10 protein-coding genes are annotated in these 7,060 nt (G+C 49.9%); 6 read left to right on the top strand and 4 right to left on the bottom strand.

Going from position 1 to position 7,060, the window contains the following annotated elements; all coding sequences use genetic code 11:
- The coding region (locus tag Q7V06_RS03365) for a GNAT family N-acetyltransferase (RefSeq protein ID WP_304838081.1) at positions 1-271 on the top strand (271 nt) is incomplete at its 5' end.
- A 15-nt stretch (positions 272-286) separates the two neighbouring features.
- Here the strand turns inward: Q7V06_RS03365 and Q7V06_RS03360 are convergent.
- Positions 287-1,582, bottom strand: a complete 1,296-nt coding sequence (locus tag Q7V06_RS03360; RefSeq protein ID WP_304838078.1) for a site-2 protease family protein — start codon at positions 1,580-1,582, stop codon at positions 287-289.
- A 45-nt stretch (positions 1,583-1,627) separates the two neighbouring features.
- A complete protein-coding gene (gene rnhB / locus Q7V06_RS03355) occupies positions 1,628-2,266 on the bottom strand; it encodes a ribonuclease HII (RefSeq protein ID WP_304838075.1) in 639 nt (212 codons plus the stop codon).
- Positions 2,267-2,319: 53 nt separating this feature from the next.
- Between rnhB and Q7V06_RS03350 the strand changes: the two genes are divergently transcribed.
- The gene (locus tag Q7V06_RS03350) at positions 2,320-2,979 is read left to right on the top strand and encodes a TrkA family potassium uptake protein (protein ID WP_304838073.1); all 660 of its coding nucleotides are present in this window, start codon (positions 2,320-2,322) and stop codon (positions 2,977-2,979) included.
- A 32-nt stretch (positions 2,980-3,011) separates the two neighbouring features.
- Here Q7V06_RS03350 and Q7V06_RS03345 read toward each other — a convergent pair whose 3' ends face one another.
- Positions 3,012-4,205 carry an NAD(P)/FAD-dependent oxidoreductase gene (locus tag Q7V06_RS03345; RefSeq protein ID WP_304838071.1) on the bottom strand — a complete coding sequence of 398 codons (1,194 nt, stop codon included), beginning with the start codon at positions 4,203-4,205 and terminating at the stop codon, positions 3,012-3,014.
- A complete protein-coding gene (locus Q7V06_RS03340; RefSeq protein ID WP_304838069.1) occupies positions 4,202-4,375 on the bottom strand; it encodes a 4Fe-4S binding protein in 174 nt (57 codons plus the stop codon). The genes Q7V06_RS03345 and Q7V06_RS03340 overlap by 4 nt, the downstream gene beginning before the upstream one ends.
- 196 nt (positions 4,376-4,571) lie before the next feature.
- Here Q7V06_RS03340 and cbiT point away from each other — a divergent pair, with 196 nt between their 5' ends.
- The 4 genes from cbiT to Q7V06_RS03320 all read left to right on the top strand — a co-directional run.
- A complete protein-coding gene (gene cbiT, locus Q7V06_RS03335) occupies positions 4,572-5,111 on the top strand; it encodes a precorrin-6Y C5,15-methyltransferase (decarboxylating) subunit CbiT (RefSeq protein ID WP_304838066.1) in 540 nt (179 codons plus the stop codon).
- Positions 5,105-5,713 carry a cobalt-factor II C(20)-methyltransferase gene (locus tag Q7V06_RS03330; RefSeq protein WP_304838063.1) on the top strand — a complete coding sequence of 203 codons (609 nt, stop codon included), beginning with the start codon at positions 5,105-5,107 and terminating at the stop codon, positions 5,711-5,713. The genes cbiT and Q7V06_RS03330 overlap by 7 nt, the downstream gene beginning before the upstream one ends.
- A complete protein-coding gene (locus Q7V06_RS03325) occupies positions 5,714-6,430 on the top strand; it encodes a cobalt-precorrin-4/precorrin-4 C(11)-methyltransferase (RefSeq protein WP_304838061.1) in 717 nt (238 codons plus the stop codon).
- On the top strand, positions 6,427-7,060 hold a 634-nt coding region (locus tag Q7V06_RS03320; protein ID WP_304838058.1), incomplete at its 3' end, for a cobalt-precorrin 5A hydrolase. The genes Q7V06_RS03325 and Q7V06_RS03320, both read left to right, overlap by 4 nt.

Raw genomic sequence — 7,060 nt, 5'->3', positions numbered from 1 at the left:
AGATGGTCTTGAGATGGACTGTGTCTTCACTCCGGAGAGATACCGGGGGAAAGGATATGCACGACATGTTGTCATTGCACTCCTTCAGACATGTGGAAAGGAGACGATCTACATCCATTCAACCCTCCCGCTGATTCGGTTCTATTCATCCCTCGGTTTTGAGAGAATCGGCGAAAAAGAGATGCCGCAGACAATCCGCGACCGTTTCATCTTCTGTTTTGGAGAGATGGAAGGATGTAACGCCATCCCGATGATCCGGAAAGGAAGATAATCCCCCCATTTTTCATCAGAGATGAAAGAGATAGGGGAGAAGTATCGGTGCCAGGATCATCAGGAGCACCGCCCAGGAGACGGTGCTGACTATACTATCGACATACCTGCCAAACCCGCGCCTGTCAAGGAGTCGGTTCAACCCTTCTTTCAGAATATAACCACCATCGAGTGGAACCATCGGGAGGGCATTGAAGATCCCTACCATAATGTTGATCCATCCTATCCAGAAGAGGAGATGGATAACCTCCCAGAACCCGTCAAATGGTACCTGAAGATACGTATTTTCAACAGAGTCATAAGGGATCACCCTCAGAAATTCTGTTCCAGGAACGATGTTCAATGGTGCAATCAGTAGGTAGAGCATCCCTTCCGGGGAGACGAGATTGCCTAAGACTGCGACTACCCGATCGCTGTCATAGTACGAGATGCCCATAAATCCTGATGTGTACCCTGTTTCAAGTTCGTCCGGCCATTCGGAGAGGATAAGCTCCCGTTCTATTTCGGAACCATCGGATACAACAGTAAGACTGATGGCATCACCAGGTTTTGTCTGAGAAAGGAGGGCAGACACCTCTTCACGGGAGGCAACAGGCTCACCGTTTACCATCGTGATGATGGAAGGGTAGGGGAGATCGGCACCCCATGCAGGATAATCCTGATATACCCCGGTGACAACCGGCACAGGGGAGGGGGCAACCATACCAAGGAGGAGAATAAGCGCGATGAAACAGATGATACCAACTGTGAGGTTATTGGCAATGCCTGCACCAAACATCCGCATCTTCGGCATACCATGAGTCTTCTCCAGATCTTCTTCATCCGGCTCAACAAATGCACCGATCGGAATAACAGCAAGGAGAAGGCCGGTACTCTTCACTGCTATTCCCTCGATTCTGCAGAGAATACCATGACCGAACTCATGGATTGCAATTGTCAGAACAAGGGCAGTCCATACCGCAAAAGTTGAAGGGATAAATTCGTTGACCCCCGGTATCAGAAGAATATTCTGAGGTTTCTGAAAGTCACTCGGCTCAGGTCGTGTCAGAAGAGTGATCTCTGTTGTTTTGAGAAGAAGGTACGTCATCAGTCCGGAGATGACGACGACCATCAGAACACCAAATGTTCCATAGATACGGAAGAACGCTTTGAATGGGATAAACCTGTCAAAGAAACCAACCTTATCTGTTTTAATGGCCATTATCGGACCAAAGAACGTAATATTTTCAGAAAACAGGTTGTTGCGTCGAATTACCGCTGCAATTATCGCATAGAGAAGAATCGCAATAATGACGGGGAAAAGCCATTCCATTAGGATTACTATTGGAGATATATCTTCTTAATACCCTTCATCAGATCAGAAATCAAAGAGGGAAGACTGGTTCTGTGCAGAGAGAAGTCCCGAGACAGTCTTCCAGCTCTTTCGTGCACAGGGGGGAGGTGCCGCATACTCCCGGATATAGTCTTTAAGAAACTGGACTGTCTTTTTATCTGATGGGTATCCGCTCCCGATATCCCCATACTCCTCTCGAAGTTCCTGTATCGAACGATCCCGGAGCACTTTTGCGATGATGCTTGCAGCCCCGACAATCATATATGAGTTATCGGCCCGATGCTCTGCAATGATCTCACAGGGTGTTTTGAGGAGATGCAGAACCGTATCAGCGAATCTGGCAGCGTTCACATCACAGGCATCAAGGTATGCAGTTCTGGGAGAAAGTGCCGCAACACAGGCGGCATGAGCCCGTGCAACAACAAGGTTTAACGACTCAACAGGAAGAGAAGAATCGATCTCTTCCGGGGAGATATATACGACATGATATTCGCATGCAGAGATGAGGATCGTATAGATCTCCTCACGCCTCCGTGGAGAGAGCTGTTTTGAATCACGGATACCGATGGGGTCAATAATTGAAGAGTCGACGATTCCTGCGGCGGCTACCACCATTGGGCCAAGGACAGCACCCTTCCCGGCTTCATCGACACCACAGAACATGAATACAAATCACTCCGCAAGGTATTTTAATTAGAGCACAGGTAATCCCGTATATGTACATCATCGTGGTGGGGCTCGGCGGAATCGGCAGAAATCTTGCTGCATTTGCCGCTGAAAATGGCGACAGTGTGGTAGTCATCGATCAGGACGAGGATCGGTGCTCCTATATGCTTGAATCCTACGATCTCCTTGCCATCACCGGTAATGCCACCGACAAATCCATCCTTGAAGATGCGGGAATCGATCATGCGAATGCACTTGTTGCAACCACAAGTGATGATGCCGCAAACCTGATGACCTGCTGGCTCGCCAAAAGGTACTCCGTTCCAAATGTGGTATCAGTCGTCAACCAGAAGGAGCATTCGGAGCTCTTTAAAGAGGTTGGTGTCAGGATAAGCGAAAATCCTGACGAAATAGTGGCTCGATCACTCTACACATGGGCAGAGAATCCAAACACACTGGCGCTCGCTTCAATACCGGGAGGAGGCATCTTCGAGATTACTGTTGAAGCCGGATCTCACGGAGTGGATAGAGAGATCCGTGAGCTTGAGGTGAAGGATTATGTCTTCATCGCAATACACCGGGCAGGAGAACTCATCATCCCTCGCGGAGATATCGTCATTCGTCCTGAAGATACCATCACGGTCTTCTCAAGAAAAGATGCTGAGATGAATACTCTCAGGTATTTAAGCCAGCAGTTCAGAAAACTGTAGTTCCTCCCGGTCAGGGACCGGGGGAGGCAACCTCAGAGAAAGGATCTGAGGTGCTTCAATTCAAGGAGGAGTGACGGGTTTGCCCTGATCAATTCTGTGATAAGAGTCAGTGTGCTGAACTCCTCAAGATTCAGTTTTGCTATCGAGTGTATGATAGTATTCAGCTTTTCATCTGAGAGCTTTGTGAAGACCTCTTTCACTGCATAGTTCCGATCAAGTGCTTTACCCATCTTTGAAGCACGCCATTCGGAATCATAAGGCATTAATGAAGCTTTTTTGGTATTTCCAAGCTCGATTGCGTTGACTGCGGTCTCTCCGGCGAGCCTGCCGGTGTACATCGCATTATAGATGCCCCCGCCGGTGATCGGATCAGATATGCGTGCCGCATCACCGACGATCATCATATTATCAGCAACGGTGCAGGGAAGTGGTTTACAGATCGAGACACCACCGATAATAAGTTCGATTATCTTCCCGTCAGGGAACATCCTGGATACAAACCGGTCAAGATAATCCTTTGCGCGATGACCAGCACCGCTCTTCCCGCCACCGATTCCAAGACCGACATTAGCAATCCCATCACCTTTTGGGAAGATCCAGACATATCCGGCAGGTGCAACCTCATTTCCAAGGAAGAAAGAGGTCTTCTGCGAATCGATGTCGATTCCGGTCATCAGGTACTGCGCACAGGTCTCGATCTCCCGGAGCGGGACAGTAGTGTTGATCCCTGCCCATCTGGCAAACTTCGACTCAATGCCATCTGCAGCAATGACGATATCGGCATGCACGTCGTATATTTTCCCATGCTGCTCGATGACAGCACCAGCAACGGCGCCATCTTTCATAATCGGTGCGGTTGCCCTTGCCTTCACATAGGTCTCAGCACCGGCCTCTGCCGCTTTCCAGATAAGTTCACGATCGAAGACTTTCCGGTCAAGAATATAACCGACCTCGTTACCCGCCATCCTTGGTTCAAGGAGCATTGAGAATCCATCCGGAGCAATAAGCTCGGCACGTTCAATATCCGTGCAGATCCATTTTGGATCGGGAGGCAGGAAGTCAGTCAGCAGCTCTTTTCCGATACCCTCCGCACAACGGACAGGAGCCCCAATGGCAGGTCGTTTCTCAACAAGACAGACAGATAGACCTTTCTCTACCGCAGTCTTCGCTGCTAACGCCCCACCGGGCCCTCCACCGATGATCAGCAGATCATACTGTCGTTTCATTCCTTAATGACCTCCAGAGCGCCGAGCGGACAGACTTTCTCACAGATACCACAATCGATACAGGTGTGATCCACCGTAAGATATGCATCTATGAGCTCAAGGGCACCTTCCGGACAGACGGAGACACACGCTCCACAATACCCACAGATATCCCGTCGTATATTGAGCATTGACAATGTAATGGATCAGATGGACGTTTAATAATATTGATTCTTATCAGGAGAAATCATGTGATTTACCAGTATATCTGCTCAGAACAGATATCTCTCAATTGCAGGAGAGAGACCCAATAACTATTAAGATTTCCAGCCAATATTTTCTGACCGGCAGGTGGGCCAGATCCTGCCTGATTAAACAAACGATCTTATGACAACGAGTGAACTGAGAGGGGGGCCGACACAGCCTGAAGTCTGTGCGGTAGCACTGGAGAAACTCGGGATATCTCCCGGGGATTATGCCATCGACATCGGATGTGGAACAGGGTCGGTCAGTATTGCCATTGCAAAGACCGCAGAGCATGTCTTTGCTATAGACCTCCGGCCTGAGGCAATTAATGTCGCTCGTGAGACGATTGAGTCTGCCGGATGCCGAAATATCACTTTAATAGAAGGGGATGCCATACAATTCCTTTCGGAGAAGCAGAAGATTGATGTGGCATTCATTGGAGGAACGAAGGGACTTTCAGAGATTCTTCTGGCACTTGCTGAGAAGAGGGTGAGATCAATCGTTGTCAATGCAGTACTCCTTGAGACGGCGGCTCTTGCCATCGCCGAGATGCGATCTCTTGGAATCTTCTCCGAAGCGATCCATATTCAGGTTTCACGATCGTACGATCTCCTTGGAAAGACCATGTTCAAACCGATTAATCCGATATACATCATTGTAGGGGGGTGTAGCAGATGTTGATCGCAGTGGGTCTTGGGCCCGGAGATCCCGAACTGCTTACAATCAAGGCGGCACGGCTCCTTCGTGAGGCAGAAGCGGTCTTTGTGCCGGGTGAGATGGCGTACAATCTCGTTGAACCCTACAGGAGCGATGCCGTCACTCTTGATTTTCCGATGACAAGCGACGAGTCATATATCGAAGCCTGTATGGAGGAGAATGCAAAGAGAATTGCCCCCTATGCCATGAAGGGGACTGCGATCTTTGGGATCATCGGGGACCCCAACTTCTTCTCCACCTTTTCGCGTCTGACAGCAATCTTAAAGCGGGATCACCCGGAGATCGAATGTGAGACGGTACCCGGTATAAGCTCGATCACCGCCTTCGCTTCAGTTGCCGGTGTCCCGATATCCAGGAGCTTTTCAGTCTCAGATGGATCAGATCCGGATGTTTCTATCACGTTGAAGGTCAGACATCCAAAACAGGCAGCAGAACGACTCAGAGGAGAAGGGTATTCTGAGTTCATCCTGGTTGAGCGGATGTTTATGGAAGGTATGGCAGTGTTTTCAGGGAATGAACTCCCTGATGAAAGCAGTTATTTTAGCATACTCTATGCGAGGAAGTAAATGAGCCAGTTTTTTATTGTTGGTGCCGGATGTGGAGATCCCGGCCTGATCACGGTGAAGGGGATGGATCTGTTAAAGAGAGCAGATATTCTCATCTATGCGGGATCTCTTGTGAACCCGGAGCTCGTCGAAGCATCTCCTGCGGAACAGAAGCTCGACTCTTCAAAGATGAATTTAGACGAGATATGTGGGGCAATCCGAACCGGCGTCTCAGAGGGGAAACGTGTTGTCCGTCTTCATTCCGGAGACCCGGCAATATATGGTGCGATTGTGGAGCAGATGGCGGTTCTTGCAAGGGAAGGCATCACTGCTGAGATCATTCCAGGCGTCTCTTCCCTCTTTGGAGCAGCAGCGGCACTCAAGACCCAGTTTACCCTCAGAGGGGTCTCGGAGAGCGTCATCATCACCCGCCCGGCAGGTGCCACACTTGAGTATGACCGAATCCGTGAGTTCTCCCGTTTCGGTGAGACACTTGTCATCTTCCTTGGAACAGAGAAGATCCATGAGATTATGGAGCGGGTTGAATGCTCACAGGATACACCTGCAGCTGTCGTCTATCATGCCAGCTGGGACGATCAGCGTATCGTCAAAGGAACAGTTGCCGATATCGCAGATAAAGCGGATGCGGCAGGGATCACAAAAACTGCCCTGATCATCATCGGAGAGGCTGTCCTTGGGATCGAGAGCGGGTTTATCCATTCACATCTCTACTCATGAAGTGCTGTGTCATTGCTCTGCCACGATTTTTAACACTCGGAGAAGAGATAGCAGAAGCAATAGAGGCAGATCTTCTCACCTACCATGATGATGTCTTTGCATCCGCATTTCAGGAGTACAAAGGGATCATCGCACTGATGTCGGCTGGGATCGCAGTACGCTCATGCGCACCCCTCATGACAGATAAATGGCATGACCCGGCGGTCGTCGTCGTAACCCCGGATTGTCAGTATGCCATCCCGATACTCGGGGGGCATCATGGAGGAAACGATCTCGCATACCGGCTCACAGTACTTGGGGTAACTCCTGTGATCTCAACAGCAACCGAGGTGTATGGACGTCCGTCTGTGGAAGGGTATGCGCAGGCAGAAGAGTGCCGGGTAATAAACCGCCCATCTACCCGAAAGGTAAACGCAGCTTTTCTTGATGGGGATGTCCCTGTCTATGAGATCCCGGAGCCCGGAATCGTCGTCGCCGGGCCGGGAGTATCGGTCCTTATCCGATCAAAACCCTATGTAATCGGGATAGGTGCGCGCCTTGGCATTACCGCTGAAGAAGTTGTTTGGGCTGTCACAGCAGGACTTGGCGAGGCAGATATTCGGCATGACGAGGTCGGGGCGTTTGTAACTA

The organism is Methanocalculus sp. (assembly GCF_030651615.1).
Classification (GTDB): Archaea; Halobacteriota; Methanomicrobia; order Methanomicrobiales; family Methanocorpusculaceae; genus Methanocalculus.
The sequence above is the reverse complement of the archived record's forward strand: the minus strand, read 5'-3'. Positions and strand labels throughout refer to the sequence as shown.

Excerpts from the sequence above, each read along its gene's own strand:
- Q7V06_RS03330 (WP_304838063.1), top strand. The coding sequence starts at position 5,105 with ATGTTGATCGCAGTGGGTCTTGGGCCCGGAGATCCCGAACTGCTTACA.
- Q7V06_RS03345 (WP_304838071.1), bottom strand. The coding sequence starts at position 4,205 with ATGAAACGACAGTATGATCTGCTGATCATCGGTGGAGGGCCCGGTGGG.
- rnhB (WP_304838075.1), bottom strand. The coding sequence starts at position 2,266 with ATGTTCTGTGGTGTCGATGAAGCCGGGAAGGGTGCTGTCCTTGGCCCA.
- Q7V06_RS03325 (WP_304838061.1), top strand. The coding sequence starts at position 5,714 with ATGAGCCAGTTTTTTATTGTTGGTGCCGGATGTGGAGATCCCGGCCTG.
- Q7V06_RS03340 (WP_304838069.1), bottom strand. The coding sequence starts at position 4,375 with ATGCTCAATATACGACGGGATATCTGTGGGTATTGTGGAGCGTGTGTC.
- cbiT (WP_304838066.1), top strand. The coding sequence starts at position 4,572 with ATGACAACGAGTGAACTGAGAGGGGGGCCGACACAGCCTGAAGTCTGT.
- Q7V06_RS03350 (WP_304838073.1), top strand. The coding sequence starts at position 2,320 with ATGTACATCATCGTGGTGGGGCTCGGCGGAATCGGCAGAAATCTTGCT.
- Q7V06_RS03360 (WP_304838078.1), bottom strand. The coding sequence starts at position 1,582 with ATGGAATGGCTTTTCCCCGTCATTATTGCGATTCTTCTCTATGCGATA.